The following is a 1,927-nucleotide window of genomic DNA, read 5'->3' as shown; positions in this document are numbered from 1 at the left end:
ATCGGGTAGGGGCCGGGGTTGCCCCCGGCGCCCTCCCACACCACCGGGCATACGGGTCCGTACCACGGCGGTTCACGAAGAGCGGCTAAGCCCTCTTACCGTGTCGAGTACCGAGATCAGGCCCCGCCGATCGAACCACTTGCGTGGCAGGGCCTGATTCATGTGCGAGGCGCCGGCGTTCCACCAAGGGCCTCGCCCGTTTCCCGCTGACTTCCACGCCCGGTAGTGATCCAGGCCCAACGCCATAAGCTTCCGGCGCCGGGTCCATGGGCGCTTCCATTGCCGCCAGATGACGCAGCGCAGTCGGCGGCGTATCCATCGATCCAACACTTCCAGCGGACGCTTCACATCGACGAGACTGAAGTAACTGGCCCAGCCCCGCAGGACGGGGGCTAGCTCTTGGGTAATACGCCGAATATGGCGCCCCCTGCCGCGCTTGAGGATCTCGCGGACACGTTGCCTCAAACGCTGCAAACTGGCCTTGGCCAGCGTCAGCTTCGGCAGCTTGTGTCGGGTCAGCGTGTAGCCCAGGTACCCCCGGTTCCACGGCCGGTCCACTGCACTCTTGTCGCGATTGACCGTCAGCCTAAGCGAGCTCTCGAGAAAATCACTCAGACTGGCCATGACACGCTCACCGGCACGCCGACTCCTGACATACACCTGCATGTCATCAGCGTAGCGGCAGAAGCGGTGGCCGCGACGTTCCAGTTCCTTGTCCACGTCGTCCAGCAGGATATTCGCCAGCAGCGGACTCAGCGGTCCGCCCTGGGGCGTACCCTGCCGGCGTGGCGCGGCCAGGCCATTCTGGAACATCCCGGCCTCCAGATAGCGGCGGATCAGGCGCAGCACCCGTTTGTCGCGGACGCGGCGCGCGACCCGTGCCATCAGCAGGTCGTGGTTCACGCGGTCGAAGAAGGCCTTCAAGTCGAGGTCGACCACCCAACGATGGCCGGCGGTGACATGGGCCTTCATCGCCGAGACGGCCTGCTGGGCGCTGCGCCTGGGGCGATAACCGTAGCTCGACGCCGAGAACGTCGGATCGAAGAGCGGCGTCAACACCTGCAGCAGCGCCTGCTGGATCAGCCGGTCGCTGACCGTGGGAATGCCGAGCTGTCGCATCCCGCCCTTGGGCTTGGGAATCTCGACGGCTCGGACCGGGCTGGGGTGGTACTCACCGGCCAGCAGCCGCTCGCGCAGCGTCGGCCAGTATTGCTTCAGGTGGTCGGCCAACTGGTCTACCGGCATGCCATCGGCACCCGGCGCCCCCTTGTTGGCGACCACCCTACGGTAAGCCCGCGCCATGTTGGCCTTCTCTACCACAGCCTCCATGAGCGGGGCGGGCTCCGCTTTCGTCCACGATGACGACGCCGGGACCGTCTCGACGCCCACCGGCCGGAACCCGGGGTACTGCCCCTGCCCCTCTGGGTGGGTGACGGTATTAGCGCCACTTTCTGTCTTCATGATCGATCCTCGAGACGTCATCGCCTACTCGCGGTTCTTCATGTTCGGCCCTTGGTGCCGGGGTGAATCGGCACGTACTATGGCCTCGGCTGACGTCTGGTGGCCCATCCCGTCGCCTCTCGGCGCCGGTAGCACCGTGGCAGACCACCAGACCTCCCAGGGTAAGACGCGCGACCTTCCCGCTTATGCCTGTCGGATGTACGTCATGGCGTTCCGTGCAAGTATCGGGCTTTGATGATTATGGCCATCTCACCCCGCCATGCCGCCTCGTATCCGCTTGCTGTTCGTCAGGCCAGCGTTTTGCCTCGGGCTTCCTTCAGATTCCCCCTCGCGGGGGACACCCTTGCCGTCGGCTAGCACTTCCCCTTGCCGGGCGTGCAGGGGACTTTCACCCCCGAGTCATCCCGAGGCACCACCCTCGGGAACAGCGCCAGTCAAGGCGCTGCGCGCCATGCCTGGCGCACCA

1 protein-coding gene is annotated in these 1,927 nt (G+C 65.6%); it reads right to left on the bottom strand.

Features of this window, described 5'->3' with window-relative positions; all coding sequences use genetic code 11:
• Positions 1 to 72: 72 nt before the first annotated feature.
• Positions 73 to 1,461, bottom strand: coding sequence for a group II intron reverse transcriptase/maturase (gene ltrA / locus E0702_RS15740; protein WP_132045552.1), 1,389 nt, complete (start codon positions 1,459 to 1,461; stop codon positions 73 to 75).
• Positions 1,462 to 1,927: the final 466 nt, after the last annotated feature.

Source organism: Halomonas marinisediminis, assembly GCF_004347715.1.
In the GTDB taxonomy this organism is placed as follows: Bacteria; Pseudomonadota; Gammaproteobacteria; order Pseudomonadales; family Halomonadaceae; genus Halomonas; species Halomonas icarae.
This window is presented reverse-complemented; position numbering and strand designations above follow the sequence as displayed.

Excerpts from the sequence above, each read along its gene's own strand:
- ltrA (WP_132045552.1), bottom strand. The coding sequence starts at position 1,461 with ATGAAGACAGAAAGTGGCGCTAATACCGTCACCCACCCAGAGGGGCAG.